This window comes from Frankia canadensis, assembly GCF_900197875.1.
Classification (GTDB): Bacteria; Actinomycetota; Actinomycetes; order Frankiales; family Frankiaceae; genus Frankia; species Frankia canadensis.
Genome location: NZ_FZMO01000029.1, coordinates 1 through 19,967, shown reverse-complemented (window position 1 = coordinate 19,967; position 19,967 = coordinate 1). Strand labels below are relative to the sequence as shown.

The window sequence follows — 19,967 nt, the reverse complement described above, 5'->3', positions numbered from 1 at the left end:
CGCCTCGATCGGGCTCACGTCCGCTGTCGCCCACATCCCGGCCGCCGGGCATCACGTCCCCCCGCCCCTCGGTGCCTCCCCCGCGGCCAGCATCTGCCGCCGGACGCACCCGCGCACCCGCACCGGGCAGCGATCCGCCTGTCCACGTGGCCTACTCCCGCAGCAACCACACGGCGCGGGGATCCTTGTTCGACTTTCCCGACCAGCGGACCAGACCCTCCTTCTCCAATGCCCGCAGTCGGGACGCCACGGCCGGCCTGCTCATGATGAGACGCTCGGCGACCTCGCCAGTTCCGAGCGGCGTCTCGCTCGCCCGCAGCAGGTCGAGCACGTCCTGACTTCTCGTCGGCAAGCGGGAGATCAGCCTGGGATCAAGGCGAGGAAGCGCGGCGAGCACGAGTCGCACGCTTCCAGCACTCTGCTTGTAAAGCGGATCAGTGAGCCCCACCCGCCGCATCTCCTCGAACATTCTCTTGATTCCCTCGCCCAGCTCCTGTGCAATCCTAAGATCGGCACACACGCGCGCGATACGAGGGTTTCGAGCAAAACGGCTGATGTCGAGCGGGCGCGACGGGTCAGCCAGTCCGGGGAACCTGCCGGGGCTTTCGATCTCGATCCTGTTCGGATAGATCTCGACACGGATGTGATCACCCCCCAGACTGTACGACCGGTGGATCACCGCGTTCACGAGGCCTTCCAGCCAGGCATCGCGCGGAACGATCGCTCGGCCGACGAAGGTCCCCTCGTCGCCCAGCACACGCCGCCTGGGGACAAACTCCTCGATGATGTCGCTGGCACGCTGGATCGACTGAGGTATCGAACCTTCGACCCGTATGTCCGAGCTGTCGTCCAGCCCGAGACGCGAGCCTGTCCCACGCTCAACGGTGAAAAAGCGAAGTATCCGGATGTACGCCTGAGGGAATATGTCCTGTGGGTGCGCACCGAACAGCAGGTAGCCCGCATTCGTGACCCGCCCGTCCCGCGCAAGAAGACTGCGGGCCTCCAGCAGCCGTTCGAACGTTCGCGTGGCGCCGGTCTTCTCTCGATAGACCTGGAGCTGCGCGCCATCAAGATCATTCACCGCCACGCCGGGTGCAGGCATGCCATCGTACTGAGCCTGTCCCTTGTCGAACTCCAGCTCCTGGCGAGCCTGGAATCCGAGCTTCTGGGACTCGTCGCCAATCCGGAGATAACACTCCCCGTTCACCAGTTCGTGCACGCGCTCGCTTGGGTCGACCCGCACGACGAGAAGGACGTCCAGATGGCCGCCATCGTTCCGGCAATTGATCTGACTGAATCTGGCACGGACTGGGGGGCTGGTGAAGTCGATCGGTGCCTGACGGAAGTCGTTGAGCTTCTTCGCCGCGTCCCGCAACCCCTCCACCTTACCGCCGTGTAGCCCGACAACGATGGTGCCCCCCTCGGCGTTCGCAAACGCGACGAGCGGAACTGCGAGGTCTTTGGGTGCGATCCGGGAGCTTTTCCGATCGAACCACTGATCTTCGGGCGTGGCGAGCAGCAGCGCTCCGACCTCATCGATCGGGGCCGCAAGCGCCGCGTCGACGCGGTTTGCGGTCACGCGGACCACTCTAAGATCCTTCAGGTCGGTTCGGCCGGTCGGGTCGGACGGGTCGGCGAGCACGCTGGGGCGCGCCCGCGAGGCGGCAGGGGCTTTCATGTAGGTTTCAAGTAGACCGCCGAGGCAAGCATATTCCCAGGTCAGGGGACCAATTCTAGCAAGAAGGATCTTTCTAGTAGCGATGCGCCGACCGACGAGGGATCGGTGCGCGTCCACCGGCGAGGTACCGCGGCGGCCAACGGGTGGACACGATCGCGGCTCAGGGAGAGGGCGCGACGGCGACGCTCGACTGGGCGGCAGGGACGAGCAGGCGGGGCGTTCGCGCGGGGTCCCGCGACCTACATGGGTGGTCGCCCTCACCGGGGTGGCTCAGTTGTTCTCGCCGGGCGCGGCGACGGCCCGGTCGTCGGCGGGGACGGCGTCGACGGCCGGGTGCGTCCGGCCGGCGGGGCCGGCGGCGAAGGCGGTCAGCAGGGTGGTGGTGATCCGGGTGATGGGCTGCTGGATGGCGGGGCCGTGGGCGCCGGGGCCGCAGACGTCGGCGAGCGCGCACGCCCAGGCGCTGGTGCCGCTGTCGAACACGCCCGCGCCGGACGGCGCCGAGTAGTACGAGACGTCGGAGTGGTCGGGGGCGCCGCGGCAGGTGATGGGCGAATGGGCGATCACCTCGATGGGGTGCGGCGTCGGGTAGGCGTCGTCGACCCGGTCGTACTCGGAGCCGATCAGGCCGGGCAGCCGGGCACCGGCGGCGAGCCCGGTGCCGGCGAGCAGCCAGGACTGCGGGCGGGAGATCACCATGTCGCCGTGGACGGGATTGCACTGGTACATGCCGCCGGTCAGGGAGCTCTCCGGGTTCGCCCGCGGCGGCGACGGCCAGTTCGCGGTGATCCGCGCGTCGTCACGGCCGTAGACGGGATCCTCCTGGGCGACCTTGTAGGCCGTTTCCAGCCGGTCGGCGCCGAGCGGCGACGGGTCGAGCCGGATGCGCCGGTAGACGGCGTTCGCGCCGAGGAACGCGAGGTTGGTGCCGCGGTCGCGGGCTGCGGTCAGCGCGGTGCGCATCGCCGGGGAGTAGTACTCGTCGTGGCCGAGGGAGATGACGGCGCGGGCGCCGTCGAGCAGATGCGGGTCGGCGTGCAGGTCAACGTCGGTCTCGTAGTCGACCGGCAGGTTCAGCCGCTCGGCGAGGGCGACGAGGGGCTGCTCGTTGCCGGTGAAGTCGGCGGCGCCGTCGCCGTAGTCGTAGGGCCGGTCGAACGAGACGACCCGGGCCCGGTCGGCGAATCCGCGCGGCCCGTGGTAGAGGCTGTAGCCGCCCCAGGCGTTGTAGGCCTGCCAGGTGGTGACGGCGTTGAGGATGACGACCCGTCCGGCCGCGCCTGGCCCGCGGACTGTGAGCGGGATGTACCGGTGGTCGCCGGTGGACGCGTCGAGGCGGAACAGGTAGTCGCCGGGCGGCCAGGAGGCGGTGGCGAAGCTGGCGGTGGGCCGCCAGTCGGCCGCGGAGATCGTGTTCGTCCCGGGCGCGTGACCGGGCTGGGCCTGCGCGGCGCCGGGCAGCGGGCCGGTCGTCGCGATGAGCCGGCAGGTCCGCCCGCCGTACCAGCCGGTACGGAACACCGAGACCGTCAGCGACGGCGCCGTCGTCGACACGAAAAGCCGCACCGGTTCGCCCGGCCGAATGCTGACCCGGTCGGCGAAGCCCTCGACCGCGTGCTGCGCGCCGAGCTGGCTCAGCCCGCATTCGGCTCCCGGCCGCCCGTTCTCCACCCGCACGTCCAGCCCGGCCGCGGCGGCCCGGCGCCCTCCGGGCCCGCTGGTGGCACTGCCGGACCCGCCGGGCCCGCCGGCCCGGCGGGTTCCGCCGGCGGAGCAGCCGACGAGCAACGAGAGACAGGCGAGCAGGCACAGGCACGTCGCCACGCGCAGGGGCCGACACCGGGACACACCTCATCCTCGCAGAGGGGCGCCAGCTCCCCCGCCAGCAGATCCGATCCGCCCGCTGTCGACGGGACCGCGGGGACTTGTCCGATGCGCGGTCAGCCCACCGGAACGGAGGCGGTGAAGACGATCGGGAGTTCGTGGACGGCGCGGACCTGGCTCGGGCTGGACACCGGGGGGTGCTCCGGGTCCAGCTCGTAGTCGGGCAGGCGGCGGTGGATCTCCTCCAGCGCGATACGCAGCTCGACGCGGGCGAGGTGGGAGCCGATGCAGCGGTGCGGGCCGACGCCGAACGACAGATGCCGGTTCGGCGCCCGGTCGATACGCAGCCGCGCCGGGGCGTCGAACTCGCGCTCGTCCCGGTTGCCGCTGGCCAGCACCAGCAGCACCCGGTCGCCCTCCTTCAGGGTGACCCCGCCGAACTCGGTGTCACGGGTGACCCGGCGACCGGGGGACACCGCGGCCTCGATGCGCAGCAGCTCCTCGACGGCGGCGGGAATCAGCGCGGGATCGTCCAGCAGGCGCCGGCGCTGGTCGGGATGGCGCGACAGGTACTGCACACTCCAGGCGAGAGTTCCCTGCACGGTGTGCAGCCCGGCGATGAGCAGCAGGAAGAAGAGGTTGACGAGTTCGTCGTCGGTGAGCCGGCGCCGTTGACCTGCGAGCTCCACCTCGGCGTCGATGATCTGCCGGGTGACGTCGTCCTCGTCGGCGCCGATGCCCGCGCGCCGGTCGGCGATCACCTGGCCGAAATAGGCGAACATGCGCTGGGCCGCCCGCGCGCGGGCCGCCTCGTTCTCCTCGGCGCTCGCCCCGGGAATCCCGCGGACCGCGATGTCGGTGCACTCACTGAACAGCGGTGCGTCGCTCAGCGGCCAGCCCATCAGCGCCAGGAACACCCGGGCCGGCAGCTCGTGCGCGAAGGCGGTGATGAACTCCGCCCGCCCGTGCGGGGCGAACCCGTCGATGAGCTCGCCCGCGATCGCCCGGATGCGCGGCTCGAGCGTGGCCATCCGGGTCGGGCTGAACAGCGGCTGCAGCAGGTGCCGGAACACCGCGTGGTCCGGCGGGTCGACCTCGAGCGGGAGCGTGCGGGCGACGCCGTTGGGGACCAGCGAGTTCGGCCAGCTGGAGAAGAGATCCGGATCGCGCAGCACATCGAAGATCTCCTGATAGCCGGTGACCACCCAGTGCCCACCGTGGGCGGTGGAGAAGAGCACCGGCCCCCGCGCGGCCAGCGCCGCGACATCATCCTGGAAATGGTCGACCGGCTCGGTGAGCGCCGGAGAGAACACGTCGAAGTCGACTCGAAGCCGCTCCGGAACCTCATCAACGGAGGTAGCCACGATGACCGTCCACTCCTTTGCGTTCACAAACGGGGGCGCGTTCCGCGAGACGATACAAAGCAGTTCCGGCAGGGAAATCCTAGGGTGCCGGATTCGCCACCGTCAAGCAGTCGCCGACCGAAAGAACGTTCGTGCAGGTTGACGCCCGTGCAGGTTGATGCCAGCCGCATCGAATCGGCCACGGGAAATACGGCCGGCCGTCCCGCGCCCCCCGGGCGTTCTCACCAGGATGAGCGCGGCGAACCGTGATCCGGCTCACCGGAAGCGACGTCCGAGCTGGCGATTCCATGCGACACACCGAAGCATGTCAAGGCGGCATATATCTGGACATACCGTCCTGGGAGCGACAGCGTTGCAGTGCCCTTGGGGGGGCCGAACATCCTTTGTGGAGCACCCATGGATACCGCCACTCCTGCTGGTCCCATCACGTCGCCGCACCCGGGGAGCAGCTCGGACGCTCCCGGTCGCCGATTCGGCGGCCGTCGCCGGCGCGGTCCGGCCGTCACCCTCGCCGCGCTGGCGGCCCTCGCCGTCAGCACCGTCACCGCCGGCTGCGGCGGCGGCTCCAGCGGCTCCGGCGACGGCCAGGCCGCGGGGGCGAGCGGCGCCGCGCCCAGGTCCGGGAGCGCCGCCGTCGCGGTCGCCGTCTCCGTCACGGCCGACGGCTGTTCCGCCAGCCCCGCGAGCGTCCCGGCCGGGCCGGTCTCCTTCACGGTCCGCAACGTCGACGCGGACGACGTCAGCGAGATCGAGCTGTCCCGGGCCGGCGACGACGACATCCTCGCCTCCCGGGAGAACCTCATGCCCGGGTCGACGCGCACCTTCTCGGTCCGACTGGCCGCTGGTTCCTACAGCCTCGGCTGCGAGGGTGCGAAGAACGAGGCAGGCCCGCTCGCGGTCACCGGCTCCGCCGCCGCCCCGACGCTGAGCGCGGCGCAGCAGGCGATCGCGACCTCCTACCACACCTACGCCGTGGGGCAGGCCGGCCAGCTCGTCACTAAGACCAAGGTCTTCACCGACGCGATCCGCGCGGGCGACATGACCGCCGCGATGAACGCCTACGGCCCGGCGCACCTCATCTACGAGAACATCGAGTTCGTCGGCGACCACGTGGACGACGGCAAGCTGGACATGGCCATCGACGCGCGGGAGACGGCCGCGCAGGAGGGCGACGGCGACCAGACCGAATGGACCGGCTTCCACCGGCTGGAGAAGATGCTCTGGGGTGATCGGTCGCTGACCGGCGCGGCGCCGCTGGCCACCCGGCTGGACACCGACATCGCCGCGTTCCGCGACCTGCTCGGGTCGCACTCGTTCACCCCGGTCGAGCTGGCGAACGGCGCGGCCGCGTCGATCGACGAGACGCTCGAGGTCCACCTGCCGGCCCTGGAGGACCACTACTCCCATACCGGCCTGTGGGATGTCGCCGGAAAGGTCGAGTCCGCCAACCAGATCTTCACCCTGTTGCGGCCGACCGTCGAGCAGGCCGACAACGGGCTCGCGGAGCAGGTGCAGACCGAACTGACCGGCATCACCGGCAAACTCGCCACGCTGCGCACCGGCGATCGCTACGTCGACTACTCCACCGTCGCGGATCCCGATCGCAAGGCGCTCATCGCCACCGCGACGCGACTCGACGACGCGCTCTCGAAGGTTCCCGCACTCGTCGTCTGACCACGCGGCTTCCCTGCGGCCAGTCCATCATTCAGGGAGATCTTCAGACTTCTTAGGGAAATCTTCAGCATCCTGATGGTTCGGTTCCCGGACTGCCCGGCGCACCACCCGCCTGCCCCGCCCACCCCGGCGCCGACCGGAATCCCGCAGTGAACCCACCCGGCCAACAATAAGCCCACATCGGCATACGGCGGGGCCGGCGCAGAATCGCGACAGCGAGGATGCGCCGTTCCCGCGGTTGCGGGGCCGATCGGCGGGGCGGACCCGGGGGCGCTCTCGACGGGGAGGTAGGCCCAGTACGCATGAAGTTGGGCAGGATGGCACGTTCGGGTGAAGGCTCACCTGCGGGAACCGGCATCGACGCCCTGTCGCCGACCCGCGACCTTCGCGTTCCGCCCACGGACGACCAGGTCACGCCCCGAGTCACAACCCTCGGAAAACTGCTACCCGGCCCCGCCTGTCGGGACGGTGACGGTCGACGCCGGAGACGGGCTCGGGGTGGTATCCGGTCTGGTGCGTATCAGACCCCTCTGCTACCGTTTGTCCCGAGGTGCTACCGGGGGGGATGATCCCGGAGGGTTACCTTGGCGAGCACGTCGCTGAGTACTGCATTGACCGTAGTTGCAAAACCGAAGATCCGCCCTGGGGTCACGTCCGACTCGACCCTTACCCATATCGCCGGCATTCTTGGCTACACCGCTTTTTTCCTGATGGCGGCCACCGTCATCTGGGGTATTCTGCTGGCCACCCGCATGGCCGACCGGCAGATTCGCCGTCAGACCCTCTACGGCGGCCACCTCATGCTGACGGTGCTGGCACTCGGATTCGCGGTCATGCACGCCCAGGTGCAGTACTTCCGCCACGACGTGTACTACACCCAGAGCAAGATACTGCTGCCCTGGCTCGGTGGAGCCGCGTCCTCGATCTCGGCCGGCATACTCGGGCTGGAGGTCGTGGTGGTGGTCACGATCTCCATCTGGTTCCAGCACCGCATGAACTACCGCCGGTGGCGCTGGCTCCACTGGCTCAGCTACCCGGGATTCGTCCTGATCGCGGTACACAGCGCGGTGGCATCGCGAGAGCAGCACTTCGGCGTCATCTGGGCGGCGATGGCGGCCGTCCTGTTCGTGGCCCTCGTACTCACCGTGATGCGGGTTCTCTCGCCTGCGATGAAGCAGGACCAGCCCGACCAGTGGTTCGACGTTGTGGAGGAATTCGAGAATGGGATCTATCGTCGGTGACGATGGTTTTCCGGGCGCCAGGCCCGACGGATTCCGCCCGGCCGGCTGGGCGCCGCCGGCTCAGCGGCTGCCAGAGCGGGCAGCGGACGACCCGTACCTGGCGGTGTACTCGGGCCTGGCCGGGTGGACGAACTCCGCCGGCCAGGCCGGTGGCGCCCAGCTGGTGAGAAACCCACCGCCGCCGTTCCCGCCGCCCAGCGAGCCGCGCCGCGGGAACGACCGCCCGGCCGGCTCCGCGGCCCCCCTGCGGATCAGCCCCGGCGGCATGGCCGCTCCCGCCGGCGGAACCGGCCCTCGCGGCGCCACGCCTCCCGGCGCCGACCCGCTTGGCGCCGACCCGCTTGGCGCCCACCCGCTTGGCGCCCACCCGCTTGGCGCCGACCCCCTGGCCGCGGGCCCCGCGACGCCGAGCCCTCTCGACACCGGCTCCTTCGACCTGGGCAGCTTCGACACCGGCAGCTTCGAATCAGCCAGGTCGGACTCGGCCAGGTGGGACTCGGCCAGGTGGGACTCGGCCAGGTGGGACTCAGCCGGCACGGTCAACACGGGGCCGTTCGCCACGTATCCACCGTCCACGGGCCAGAACACCTGGACCGTCGCTCCCGTCGTGACGGACACCGGGACCATCGTGAACACCGGGACCATCGTGAACACCGGGCCCGTCGCAGGCACCGGTCCCATCGTGAACACCGGGCCGATCGCGGCTGCCGGCGAGGTCGCGCCCGCCGGCGCGCAGGTCGCCGCGATCGAGCCGCTCGGGCCCGCGACCAGCGGTTCGCATCCGGTCATCGATGCCAGTGGTCCGCTGCCCGTGCCCGTGCCCCTGCCCGTGTCCCCGCCGACCGGGCCCCTCGACGTCGCCCCGCTCGCCGACCTCGGCGGATACGGATACACGCCGATCCGCCGCGCGGAGCCCGGGCCGTCCTTCCAGCCCAGCGTGCGCCGCCGGCAGGGCCGTACCCCCCGGAGGGCGGGACGCTCCGTGGTGAGCGTCGACAACAACAAGTGCCACCTGTACGCCATCTGTCAGATGGAGGCGCCGGCCAGCTTCCTGGTCGCCCAGGACGGCCGCCTCTACTACGACGCCGCCCCGCCCTCGGAGCAGATGCCGAGCGTCCGCCAGGCGGCGCGGTTGTGCCCGATGCAGGCCATCGCCCTGAGGACCGAGCCCTGATGAACTCCCGTCGACGCAGTCCGGACATCGCCCAGGCACTGGTGCGGGTCGGGCAGACCCGTCTCGAGTACAAGCCGCCGTCGCGCCGGGTCGTGATCGTCGGCGCCGGCATCGCGGGGCTACGCGCCGCCGAGCGCCTGCGAGAGCGCGGCTTCGACGGACCGATCGTGTTCGTCGGCGAGGAGCCGCACAAACCGTACAACCGCACGCCGCTGTCAAAAGCGATGATCGCCCAGGTCGGGCGGCTCAACGACCTGCGCCTGCCGGTGTACCGCGACCTGGACGCGATGTGGCGCCTCGGCACCCGCGCGGTCGGCCTCGACGTCGCCCGCAACCGGGTGATCCTGCCTCGCGGCGAGGAACTCGAGTACGACGGCGTGGTGATCGCCACCGGTGTCGAGTCCCGTCACCTCAAGGGCGCGCCGATCTGGTCGGAGAACGTCTGGGCGCTGCGCGACCTGTCCGACGGCCGCGGCCTCGTGCGGCGGCTCGCGGACAACGTGCGCCACGTCGCGATCGTCGGCACCGGCTTCATCGGCTGCGAGGTGGCGTCCAGCCTGCGCAAGCGCGGCATGGAAGTGTCCGTCATCGGCCGCGGTGACGCGCTGATGGGCTCGGCGATCGGCGCCAAGGTCGGTGGGGTGATGACCCGGGTGCACCGGCAGAACCACGTCAACCTGCTGCTGGGCCGCAACCCGGTCCGCTGGGCCACCGCCGACTCGCCGAAGGACCGCAACCGGCCGTCCAGCGGCGTGCGGATCTGGCTGGACGACGGCAGCCGGGTCGACGCCGATGCCGCCGTGGTCGCCGTCGGCGGGCTGCCGACGACCCGCTGGCTGCAAGGATCCGGCCTGGACATCAGCGACGGCGTGCTGACCACCGCGGCCTGCCACGCCGTCACCGCCGCGCCGGAGGGCGGCGTGCCCCTGGTGGTGCCGTCGGTGGTGGCCGCGGGCGACGTCGCACGCTGGCCGAACCTGCGCATCGACGAGACGCCCCGGCGCGTCGAGCACTGGATCACGGCGTCGGAGCACGGCCAGGCGGCCGCCGACTCGCTGCTGCTCGGCCCGGAGCAGGCGCCGCCGTTCATGCCGCTGCCCCGGTTCTGGACCGAGCAGTTCGGCGTGCAGCTGTCCGGCGTGGGCCGTCCGGGCCTCGCCGACGCCTGCCGGCTCGCCGAGGGCTCCCCCCGGGACCTGGAGTTCATCGCCTGCTACACCCGGGCGGGCAAGGTCATCGGGGCGGTGTCGTGCAACGCGAGCTCCCGGCTGCTGGAATACGCCGACCTGATGGGCTGGCCGCTGGAGCCGGGGCCCGCCCTCGGCGCCGGGGCCGGCGGGGGGTCAGCGGCGATGGCACCGCGCTCGCTGGCCGCCGCCGTCTGAGACCGGGACACCTCGGGGAGCCTCCTCCCGCGAGGTTCCTGGACGGCGGGTCGCGACCCTCCAGGCGGCCCGTCGTCCAGGAACCTCGCCTGCCGCACGACCCGCCTCAGGGCAGGCGGCGCTCGGGGCGTCCGGCGTCGGCCGTCGTCGCGGCGGCGCGCAGCCGGATGGCGTCCTGGCCGGGTGGGACGCCGAACTGGCGGCGGTACTCGCGGTTGAACTGCGACGGACTGTCATATCCGACCAGATGACCGACGCCCGCGACGTCGCCCGCGCCACCGACCAGCAGCACTCGGGCCTCCTGGAGCCGGATCCTCTTCTGGAACTGCAGCGGGCTCATCGCGGTGACCGCGCGGAAGTGTCGGTGGAACGCCGACGGGCTCATCGCGGCCAACCGGGCGACGTCCTCGATCCGCATCGGCTCGGCGTAGTTGTCGCGAATCCAATGAATGGCACGCCGGACGTGGGACAGGCCGCTGTCGGCCAGGCCGATCTGCCGAACCATGGCACCGTGCGGGCCGGTGAGCAGCCGCCAGAGGATCTCCCGCTCGACGAGCGGCGCGAGCACAGCGCGGTCGGTGGGACGATCGAGCAACCGCAGCAGCCGCGCCACCGCGTCCAACAACTGCGGCCCGGCGTCGCCCGTGGCGATCGCGTGCTGCCGCGCTTCGGCGGCGCCGGCGCCTCGCACGACGGGCGGGATCTCCAGCAGCAGCGGCGCGAGGACGGCGGGCCGCAGCGCCAGCCCCACGCCCAGCGCCGGGCTCGTCGGGCTCGCGCCGAGGAAGTGGCCGGTGACCGGAAGATCGGCGGCCACGACGAGACACTGCCCCGCTCGGTACTCGTAGGTGTGCTCGCCCAGCAGCAGCCTCTTGCCGCCCTGGGCCAGGACGACGAACAGCGGCTCGGTCAGCGAGTAGTCGGGTTCCGCCGTCTCGACCCGCGACAGCAGCAGCCCGTCGATCTCCGTGCGCAGGTCCGGCCGGGCCCGTGCGGCGACGATCGCGCGGATCTCGGCCAGCAGCTCCGGGGCGTTCAGCACGTCCTCAGCCAACCACGCCAGGCCGAGCGATGCCGGTCCGATCCGCTCGATCTCAGTAGGATCAGGCAAGACCACGCGCGGATTCGCCTACCCCGAGGCCCTCCGCCCGCGTTTACATGAACGCATGCCACTCGATCACTCCGCCACGCCGGACCGTCCCGCCGCTCTGGACCACTACGTCACCCTCGGTCGCTCGGGGCTGCGGGTGAGCCCGTTCGCCCTTGGCGCGATGACGTTCGGGGAGGATCCCGGCGGCGCCGGCTGCGACGTCGAGGAGTCGCACCGGATCCTCGACGCCTACCTCGACCGCGGCGGGAACTTCCTCGACACCGCGAACTTCTACACCAACGGCCATTCCGAGGCGATCCTCGGCGACTACCTCGCCAGGCGTCCGGGGCGGCGTCAGCATGTCGTCCTGGCGTCGAAGTTCTTCACGAACATGTACCCCGGCGACCCGAACGGCGGCGGCGCCGGCCGCGGCGCGATCCTCGCCCAGCTCGACGAGACCCTGCGCCGGCTGCGCACCGACTACCTCGACCTGTACTGGCTGCACAACTGGGACCGCAACACCCCCGTCGAGGAGACCCTGCGCACCCTCGACGACCTCGTCCGCACCGGCCGCGTCCGCTACCTCGGCTTCTCCAACACCCCCGCCTGGTTCACCGCCCAGGCGCAGACGACGGCGTTGCTGCGCGGCTGGACGCCGCTCATCGCGCTGCAGGTCGAGTACTCGCTGCTCGCGCGGACCGTCGAGGGCGAACTCGCGGGCCTCGCCGACGACCAGGGCATGGCGCTCGTCCCGTGGAGCCCGCTGCGCAACGGCTTCCTGTCCGGCAAGTACCGCCGTGGCGCCGAGGTCACCGACTCGGCCCGGTCCACGCATGTCGGCGGCCCGAGCGAGGCGGACTTCGTGGTCATCGACGCCGTCACCGCGATCGCCGACGACCTCGGCACCACCCCCGCGGCGGTGTCGCTCGCCTGGCTGCGCTCCCGCCCCGGCACCGTCGTGCCGATCGTCGGCGCCCGCCGCGCAGACCAGCTCACCGCCAACCTCGCCGCCGTGGACGTCACCCTCTCCCCCGCCCACCTGCGCAACCTCGACGACATCTCGGCCCCGACGCTCGACTACCCGGCCCCGATGCACGGCGAGTTGCGCGCGATGCTCCAGTTCGCCGGCACCACCGTCGACGGCGAACCCTCCACCGTCTACCCCCCACTCCGCCAGAGCCCCGTCCGTTACTGATCCGCCGGCCAGGCCGGACTCGCGGCACTGGCGCGGCCACTCCTGGCTCCGGAGCCGGCGAAACGTTCCCGCGGTAACACGCTTTTTCGCGATTGTGGCGGTGGGCGGGGCCGTCAGGTGGATAGGCCGGCGAGGATGACGTCGACGGCGCGGGCGAGCACCGGCGGCGGGGTGGGGGTGGTGGCGGTGACCTGGGCCAGGCCGCGGATCAGCAGGTAGACCTCGTCAACCGTCACGTCGCGGCGGATCTCGCCGGCCTCACCCCGGCGCGGCTGCGCGAGCACTTCGCCGCCACGGACCAGCTCGGCGGCGTCGACAGCTTCGAACCGACGAACACGGTCGTGCACCGCACCACCGACCCCGAGGTCGTGGTCGTGGTCGTCGAGTTCGCCTACGCCGCCACCCGCAGCAACGACGGCGCCGCGTTCGAGGTGCCGAACATTTTCGTCGTCCGCGTGCGGGACGGGCAGATCATCGAGTCCCGGGACTACGGCGACCACGCCGGCTTCGCCCGCCCGTTCGGCCCACCGGAGGCCCGCGCAGCGACCCGGTGACCTCACCCGGCGATTGGTCAGATGGCCGCCCGGCCGCCGTCTACGGACAGGATGGCGCCATGGATGTTGGACGCGGCGTCACCCGCGAGGAAGAGCACGGCGGCCGCGACCTCCTCGGGGGTGCTGGGGCGACGGGACGGCAGGCCGGCGATGAGCGGCGCGAGGTAGTCGGCCATGGCCTGGACCTTCTCGGTGGTGGTCGGCCCCGGCGCCACCGCGTTCACCCGGACGCCCGAGGGGCCGTACTCGGCCGCCCAGGACTTCGTCAGTGAGTGGATCGCGGCTTTGGTGGTGCTGTAGAGGGCGGAGCCGCTGGAGCCGAACAGGCCGCTGATCGAACCGAGGTTGACGATCGCGCCCCGGCCGCGGTCCGCCATCGGCGGGGCGAGCAGCCCGGTCAGCAGGAACACCGCCCTGACGTTGACGGCCAGCGCGCGGTCGATCGTCTCCTCGGCGACCTCGGCGGTCGGGGTCGGATCGAGCAGCATGGCCGCGTTGTTCACCAGGATGTCGAGCGGCCCCCCGGCGATGCGCTGCGCCTCGGCGGCGAGGCGTCGCACATCCGCGCTGTCGGCCAGGTCGGCACGGACGAACTCGGCGGCGCCGCCGGACTCGGCGATGGCGGCGGCGACCTTCTCGCCGCGCTGCGCGTTCCGCCCGCTGACAACGAGACGCGCGCCCGCAGCGGCGAGACCGCGGGCGATGGCGACGCCGATGCCGTCGGTGGATCCGGTGACGAGAGCCGTGCGTCCGCGCAGATCGGTGCTCACGATCGGGCCTTCCTGTCGGTGTGGCGGGGCGATGCGGTCGCCACCCTGCCGAGATAAAATTGGACTTGCAAGTCCAGAACGGCGGGACGCAGGGCGCCTGGGAGGGCTCGGCACTCGCGAGGCACAGGTGAGGCGGAGGCGCTGGTGACCGGGCTGACACCGAAGGGCGCCGCCACGCGGGCGCGCATCGTCGAGGGCGCGTCCGCGGTGATCCGCGATCTCGGCGTCGCCGCCGCGACGCTGGACGACATCCGGGCCCACACCCGGACGAGCAAGAGCCAGTTGTTCCACTACTTTCCCGGCGGCCGCGAGGAGCTGCTGCTCGCGGTGGCCCGCTTCGAGGCCGAGACGGTGCTGCGTGACCAGCAGCCTCAGCTCGGCAACCTCACCACGTGGGACGGCTGGACAGCCTGGCGGGACACGGTCGTCGAGCGCTACCGCCGCCAGGGCCGGCGCTGCCCGCTGCACGTCCTGACCGCGCATCTCGGCGCGACCTCCCCCGGTTCGCAGGCCGTCGTCACCGAGCTGATGCAGCATTGGCAGGCCGAGATCGCCACCGGGGTACGCCACCTGCACGACGCGGGCGAGATCGACCCTCGCCTCGACGCCGACACGGTGGCCGCCGCCATCCTCGCCGGCATTCAGGGCGGCGTCGTCATCCAGATGTCCACCGGCAGCACCCGCCATCTGGAGGCGGCACTCGACTCCGCCCTCGACCATCTGCGCACCAGCCGGCTCGGTGCCAGCCAGCTCGGTGCCAGCCGCAGCCGCTGACATCCAGACGGGGCCGTGGAGGGAGCAGGCGTCGAGCGTCGTCGACACGTTTGGGCAGCGACACGACTACCCTGCCCGCCGTCGACTGGCGTCGCAATTCCTCGGCCGGAAGATCATCCTTCTTCTCCGCTCATCAGGACGGGTATCGAGGTCGTAGGCAGGACATTGCCGCTCCTTCAGGGATACCTGCGATCGCTGTACGCGTATGCTCGGGAGGTCGACCCGAGGAGGATTCTTCGATGACGCCAGGGGGCGGCTGGGCGCGGAAAGCGATACTGGCCATCACGGCCCCCGCACTCGGACGAAAGCAGCACGGCGCGTGGTAGCCCTGGTGAGGCATGTCGAGTCCGGGGCCATCCTTGACTTCGGGGAACCCGATCTCGGCGGCCCGAACGAGTCCACCATCTTCGACCAGTGGCGGGGGCGGCTCACAGGGAAAGATCGAGGGCGATTCGTGTGCGCCCTCGCCGACTGTTCCGCTCCCGACGCCCCTGTCTATTTTCAGCTTCGTGGCAGGACCCGCGTGGCCTGCCACTACGACAGCGGCGTCACGCACCGGGCCGGGACTGGCGTCAGTGACGAGCACAAACGTCAGCAGGACTATCTGCAGCGCAGTGCGGAAGACGCCGGTTACGAAGCCGTGCAGGAGGGACGGCTTCGGAGCAGCCGCCCCGATGTCCTGATCACCGGTGGCCTCGTGCCCGTCGGCGCCGAGGTCCAGCGAAGCCGGCTCACCAAGGAGACGGCCGCCCGCCGTGATTCCCGGACGCGGGCCGCCGGGGTGCAGACCATGTGGCTCCACGGCAATGACCGGCCGCCGGCCTGGTCCGCCGCCGTGCCTTCCCTGGGCACCAACCAGCTGCCCTGGAGCGTCGTCCACAAACGTGGCAGCTGGACAGTCGCCAGCGGCGTCGGCCGTATCCGCCCGCGGCCGTGCACCCTGGAGCACTTCGGTACCTGCCCGGCAGGGCATCTGCGCCATTGCCGCGGTACGCATCCGAAGTACTCGGCGGAGCCGGTGTTCGGCGGCCTCACCGTCGACCGGCTGGCCGAACTCGTACCGGAAAGGAAGCTCCTCTCGGTACGTTTCCGCGGCCGGCATCACTACTGGGTACCGGCGAACGATGCACAGGTGTACCTGCAGGTCATCGCCGCCGAGAGAGCGGCGCCCCCGAGACCCGGCCGGCTACGCGGCGCGGGTTCCCACGCGCGTTGCGACCGGGACCATTCCGGCGCGCTCGCCGTACTACCGGTGACATCGGTGGTCCTCGACTGGAGCGACGACTCACACTGGTCCGAGATCTCCGCGCCGTGTATCTACGGCGACGGCGACACCAACCTCCTCGATGATCACGGTCGTGCCTGCCACAAGGTCTGCGCTGAGCGTTGGTACGTGAGCGGATCTCCTTCTACCGCCTGAGCCGCCGCGACCGGCCGCGAGTCCCCCGGCCCGCCGACGGCTTTCCGAACGTCCATTCGAAAGATAGCGGTAGCGCTACCCAAGCCCAAAGGAAGCAAATCTTAGCTAAAGGCATCCTTTTGCTGCATACTTGCTCCTGACCCAGGGTGAGGAGGCTGTGACGTGCCCGCGAACGGATCGCCGACAGCCACTCCTCGCGACGCCACGCCCGACCTCAGCCGGCCGCCGTCGGCGCTCGGCCGGGCGGTCCAGCTCGGCCTGGACATCGACGGGGTCCAGCGCCAGATCACCCATTACGAGCAGGTCCTGTCCGTACTGCGCCGGCAGCAGGAGAACTGGGCGGCGGGGGCCCGCGGCGAGCAGGACGTCGTGCAGGTCCTCGTCGGCATGGACGACGCCCGCTGGCATGTCCTGCCGGACAGGCGATGGCCCGGGACGCGCAGGGCCAACATCGACGTGATCCTCGTGGGCCACGGCGGCGTCTTCGTCATCGACGTGAAGAACTGGCGCGAGGCGACCGTCGAGGATGGCCGGCTGCTGCGCGGGGACGCGGACGCCTCCGACCACCTGGTGAAACTCACCGACCAGACGGTCGCGGTCGAGGATGTGCTGATCGCGGCGGGACTGCCGCCGACCGAGGTCGTGGCGATGCTCGTGTTGGCGGGGCGGCGCAACATCCGCCACCAGCTCGGCCGCATCGTCCTCCTGGGCGAGCAGGACCTCGCCCGCGACCTCGCACGCCGTGGCGCCCGGCTGTCCCCCGAGCTCGTAGAAAGGGTCAAGGAAGAGCTTGATCAGGGCTGCCCGCCCATGCCACGGGACGACCCCCCGCCCCTCTCCCTCCCGGCAACGCCGACGCCGGCACGGCCGGCTGCCTCCACACCGCGGCGGGGACGCCGCCCGGTGAACGGTGCCGGTGCTGGTGCTGGCAGGCCAGCCGCGTCCGCACCGCGTCCGCTGCCCGCCGCCACGCAGGCCGAGCAGGAGGAGCTGTTCAGCCGGGACGAGCTGTGGCAGGAGCTGCTGGACGCGGCGGGCCGGGAGCCCATCGAGGGCTGGATGACCTGGCTGCATCCCACGCAGGCCCGCCTGACCAGCCGCACCTATTCGGGTCCGGCGCGCATCCGCGGTGCGGCCGGCACCGGCAAGACGGTCGTCGCGCTGCACCGGGCCAAATATCTCGCCGCACGCGGAGAGCGGGTGCTGTTCACCACGCTGGTGAAATCACTCGGGCCGGTGTATCGCGCACTGATGGCCAGGATGGCTCCGGAGCACGTCGACCGGATCGAGTTCATGAACGTGCACACCGTCGCGAAGCGTTGCCTGGAGGAGAGCGGCGAGACCCGACCGTACGACGAGAAGGCGGCCGGGACCTGCTTCTGGCGCGCGTGGGCCCAGGTCGGGCAGCATTCCGAACTCGCTCGTCTCGGCCTTCCCCTCGACTATTGGAAGGAGGAGGTCTTCGTCGTCATCAAGTCCCGTGGCCTGACCGACGCCGAGCAGTACGCGCGGCTGTCCCGGGTGGGGCGCAGCACGCCGCTGCAGCCCGTCCACCGGCGCGCGGTGTGGGCGCTGTTCGAGCGGTACGAGAAGCTCCGGGAGGAGCGCCGTGTCCTCGACGGCGGGGACCTGCTGCGCCTGGCCCGCGATCACGTCCGCGCGCAGTCGGATGCGGGGGGCAGGCGCCGGTACGACGCGGTGATCGTCGACGAGGTGCAGGACCTGGGCTGCGTCGCCGTCCAGTTGCTGCACGCGTGCGTCGGCGACCGGCCCGGCGGTCTGCTCCTCGTCGGCGACGGCCAGCAGACGATCTACCCCGGCGGCTTCACCCTCGCCGAGGCGGGCATCTCCGTCGTCGGGCGGTCCACGGTGCTCACGCGCAACTACCGCAACCGCGAGAACATCGTGCGCTACGCCCAGGCGGTCGTCGGCGACGACAGTTTCGACGATCTCGACGGTGTGCAGGAACGCGGCCGTCGCGAGGTCGAGGTGGTCCAGCACGGCGGCGAGGTCCACGAGGCCGCCGTGGCGGACAGGGCGGCGCAGGAGGCGGCGCTGTGCGCGCACCTGACCCGCCTGCACACCGAACGGGACGCCCGCTTCGGAGACATGGCCGTCCTCGCCCCGACGAATGCCGAGGCCGCGACCTGGTTGCGTGTTCTCCTCCGGAACAGGATCCCGGCGGTCTCGCTCGAGTGCTATGAGGGAGGCGGCAACCCGTCCGTCAAGGTCGGCACCTATCACCGGTCGAAGAGCCTCGACTTCACCCACGTCGCGCTGCCCGACCGAAACCTTTTCCCGCCGCCCCGGCAGCCGTCGGAGTCGGACGACGGATACCGCGAACGCCTCCGCCTCGAACGCCGCCAGCTCTTCGTCGCCATCACCCGCGCCCGCGACACCCTGTGGGCCGGCGTCCGCCCGAACCCGAACGACGCACGCCCGGCATAAGCCGGTCACCCCGCCGACAACCCAGCCGGCAGGATCAGCGCCGGATTGTGGCAGGCTGCCCACTGTGGGGGATCGTGGGGGAACATCAGGTCATCGCGACTTCTTTGTCTGCGGCGCGGACAACGCGACGGACCGCGTCTGGGCCGCGTGGATCGCCTGGACCCTGGAGGCGGCGCAACGCGCACCCGCCGCCGGATCCGACAGCCTGAGCCCGGAGCCGTTCACCACATTCCTGGAGCTGTGGGACTCCGTCGGCGGCGACAACATCGCCCGACGGGTCGACGAGGGGCTGCGCCGGTCGCGCCGCGTGCTCGTCGTGCTGTCCCGCACTCTCCTGGCGCAGACCGCGGGCACCTCGCAGGCGACGTGGCTGGCCGCCTGGCGCAAGGACCCCGATGGCGCGGCCCGCCAGGTGCTGCCCGTACGCGTGGACGACTGCGATCCCGACGGTCTGCTCGGCGGCATCCCCCGCCGACCTCTACACCCCGTCCTGACACCGGTCCGCCAGCTTGTCAGTCCGTAGCCGTGGATGGACGCGTCGGTCGGTCCAATCACCCTCGGGGTCGTCGTAGATCGAGTAAGCTCCGGGCTGATCGTCGGGAACCGATCATCGGGGGGTTTCCTCGCGGCACGTCAGTCGCTGGCAGGTCGGGTGACGGCTGTTCGCATGGATTCCATCGGATTTGCGAAGCAATCGGGGTGGCGCGCATGAGGTTCACTCGTATTGTCGGACGTCGTCTTGCCGCGGTCGGGATAGCCGCCGCACTGGCCGTGGGCGGTGTTGCCACCGCCGCGTCCCCAGCTCACGCGACGACGGTCACGTCGCCGGCACGGACGCACATCACCCTGGAGATGAGTGAGTGCGGCCTGATGTATGTGGGCACGGTCGGGTCCTGCATCATCAGCCTCCAGACGTGGATGAACTGGGCGGTGGGCACCAAGGTGTCGCTGGCCCCCATCGACGGGGTCTACGGGCAGACGACCCTCACGCTGGTGCAGGCCTTCCAGCGCCGCTATGTGCCGAGCGTGATCCCGGATGGCCGGTTCGGTGACCGGTCGCGCGCGGCGTTGAAGGACTGGTTCGTTCGCGGCGCCACCGCCAAGCACGGCAGCGGCCTACCCTGTAACACCGCCCTTGGCTGGGGTTGCGATTCCGGTGCGGCCGTTCCCGGACTCGGCCTCGGCGCGAAGGGCGAAGCCGGAAAGACGTTCATCTGCGCCGCCGCCGGCGAACTCCCCGGAGTTTATGGAAGATTCACCGGCGTCTTCTGCGACGTCCTGCTCTCCTGACCTTTCCACCAAGGAGCGCATGGCGTGACCCGTGTCCATTCACGGGTGCGCGCTCCAGCACCCCCGGTTTTGATGTTGTTTTAGGC

At 70.9% G+C, this 19,967-nt stretch carries 17 protein-coding genes; 11 read left to right on the top strand and 6 right to left on the bottom strand.

Going from position 1 to position 19,967, the window contains the following annotated elements; all coding sequences use genetic code 11:
- Positions 1-151: 151 nt before the first annotated feature.
- From C1A33_RS04000 to C1A33_RS03990, 3 genes are all read right to left on the bottom strand, one after another.
- On the bottom strand, positions 152-1,588 hold the full coding sequence (locus C1A33_RS04000) for an ATP-binding protein (RefSeq protein ID WP_207770149.1): 1,437 nt from the start codon (positions 1,586-1,588) through the stop codon (positions 152-154).
- Between the two features lie 360 nt (positions 1,589-1,948).
- The gene (locus tag C1A33_RS03995) at positions 1,949-3,526 is read right to left on the bottom strand and encodes a N,N-dimethylformamidase beta subunit family domain-containing protein (RefSeq protein ID WP_101830171.1); all 1,578 of its coding nucleotides are present in this window, start codon (positions 3,524-3,526) and stop codon (positions 1,949-1,951) included.
- 92 nt (positions 3,527-3,618) lie between these two features.
- Positions 3,619-4,866 carry a cytochrome P450 gene (locus tag C1A33_RS03990; protein WP_101830175.1) on the bottom strand — a complete coding sequence of 416 codons (1,248 nt, stop codon included), beginning with the start codon at positions 4,864-4,866 and terminating at the stop codon, positions 3,619-3,621.
- Between the two features lie 396 nt (positions 4,867-5,262).
- Between C1A33_RS03990 and efeO the strand changes: the two genes are divergently transcribed.
- The 4 genes from efeO to C1A33_RS03970 all read left to right on the top strand — a co-directional run bounded on the left by efeO (position 5,263) and on the right by C1A33_RS03970 (position 10,340).
- Positions 5,263-6,540 carry an iron uptake system protein EfeO gene (gene efeO, locus C1A33_RS03985; protein WP_101830170.1) on the top strand — a complete coding sequence of 426 codons (1,278 nt, stop codon included), beginning with the start codon at positions 5,263-5,265 and terminating at the stop codon, positions 6,538-6,540.
- A 584-nt stretch (positions 6,541-7,124) separates the two neighbouring features.
- Positions 7,125-7,781, top strand: coding sequence for a ferric reductase-like transmembrane domain-containing protein (locus tag C1A33_RS03980; RefSeq protein ID WP_101830169.1), 657 nt, complete (start codon positions 7,125-7,127; stop codon positions 7,779-7,781).
- Positions 7,762-8,955 (top strand): ferredoxin, encoded by a 1,194-nt coding sequence (locus C1A33_RS35565; protein WP_207770148.1) that lies wholly within the window; start codon positions 7,762-7,764, stop codon positions 8,953-8,955. The genes C1A33_RS03980 and C1A33_RS35565 overlap by 20 nt, the downstream gene beginning before the upstream one ends.
- Entirely contained in the window at positions 8,955-10,340 is a 1,386-nt protein-coding gene (locus tag C1A33_RS03970; protein WP_101830168.1) for an NAD(P)/FAD-dependent oxidoreductase, read from the top strand. Before C1A33_RS35565 ends, C1A33_RS03970 begins: the two co-directional genes overlap by 1 nt.
- Positions 10,341-10,446: 106 nt before the next feature.
- Here C1A33_RS03970 and C1A33_RS03965 read toward each other — a convergent pair whose 3' ends face one another.
- The gene (locus C1A33_RS03965) at positions 10,447-11,457 is read right to left on the bottom strand and encodes an AraC family transcriptional regulator (protein ID WP_207770147.1); all 1,011 of its coding nucleotides are present in this window, start codon (positions 11,455-11,457) and stop codon (positions 10,447-10,449) included.
- 49 nt (positions 11,458-11,506) lie between these two features.
- On the opposite strand from C1A33_RS03965, the gene C1A33_RS03960 reads away from it, so the two are divergent.
- Positions 11,507-12,625 carry an aldo/keto reductase gene (locus C1A33_RS03960; protein ID WP_101830167.1) on the top strand — a complete coding sequence of 373 codons (1,119 nt, stop codon included), beginning with the start codon at positions 11,507-11,509 and terminating at the stop codon, positions 12,623-12,625.
- Between the two features lie 113 nt (positions 12,626-12,738).
- On the opposite strand, the gene C1A33_RS03955 is transcribed toward C1A33_RS03960, so the two are convergent.
- Positions 12,739-12,972 (bottom strand): SbtR family transcriptional regulator, encoded by a 234-nt coding sequence (locus C1A33_RS03955; RefSeq protein ID WP_101830166.1) that lies wholly within the window; start codon positions 12,970-12,972, stop codon positions 12,739-12,741.
- On the opposite strand from C1A33_RS03955, the gene C1A33_RS03950 reads away from it, so the two are divergent.
- Positions 12,967-13,179: a nuclear transport factor 2-like protein gene (locus C1A33_RS03950; RefSeq protein ID WP_101830165.1), complete on the top strand. Its 213-nt coding sequence runs from the start codon at positions 12,967-12,969 to the stop codon at positions 13,177-13,179. The two genes, C1A33_RS03955 and C1A33_RS03950, sit on opposite strands and share 6 nt — an antisense overlap.
- A 17-nt stretch (positions 13,180-13,196) precedes the next feature.
- Here C1A33_RS03950 and C1A33_RS03945 read toward each other — a convergent pair whose 3' ends face one another.
- The gene (locus C1A33_RS03945; RefSeq protein ID WP_101830164.1) at positions 13,197-13,949 is read right to left on the bottom strand and encodes an SDR family NAD(P)-dependent oxidoreductase; all 753 of its coding nucleotides are present in this window, start codon (positions 13,947-13,949) and stop codon (positions 13,197-13,199) included.
- A gap of 144 nt (positions 13,950-14,093) precedes the next feature.
- Here C1A33_RS03945 and C1A33_RS03940 point away from each other — a divergent pair, with 144 nt between their 5' ends.
- From C1A33_RS03940 to C1A33_RS34000, 5 genes are all read left to right on the top strand, one after another.
- Positions 14,094-14,723 carry a TetR/AcrR family transcriptional regulator gene (locus C1A33_RS03940; RefSeq protein ID WP_243407157.1) on the top strand — a complete coding sequence of 210 codons (630 nt, stop codon included), beginning with the start codon at positions 14,094-14,096 and terminating at the stop codon, positions 14,721-14,723.
- Between the two features lie 205 nt (positions 14,724-14,928).
- Complete coding sequence (locus C1A33_RS03935) at positions 14,929-16,143, top strand: competence protein CoiA family protein (RefSeq protein WP_133150557.1); 1,215 nt, start codon at positions 14,929-14,931, stop codon at positions 16,141-16,143.
- A 162-nt stretch (positions 16,144-16,305) separates the two neighbouring features.
- Positions 16,306-18,591: a 3'-5' exonuclease gene (locus tag C1A33_RS03930; protein ID WP_101830161.1), complete on the top strand. Its 2,286-nt coding sequence runs from the start codon at positions 16,306-16,308 to the stop codon at positions 18,589-18,591.
- 64 nt (positions 18,592-18,655) lie between these two features.
- The gene (locus C1A33_RS34560; RefSeq protein WP_165818217.1) at positions 18,656-19,114 is read left to right on the top strand and encodes a toll/interleukin-1 receptor domain-containing protein; all 459 of its coding nucleotides are present in this window, start codon (positions 18,656-18,658) and stop codon (positions 19,112-19,114) included.
- Positions 19,115-19,299: 185 nt separating this feature from the next.
- Positions 19,300-19,881 carry a peptidoglycan-binding domain-containing protein gene (locus C1A33_RS34000; RefSeq protein WP_133150556.1) on the top strand — a complete coding sequence of 194 codons (582 nt, stop codon included), beginning with the start codon at positions 19,300-19,302 and terminating at the stop codon, positions 19,879-19,881.
- Positions 19,882-19,967: the final 86 nt, after the last annotated feature.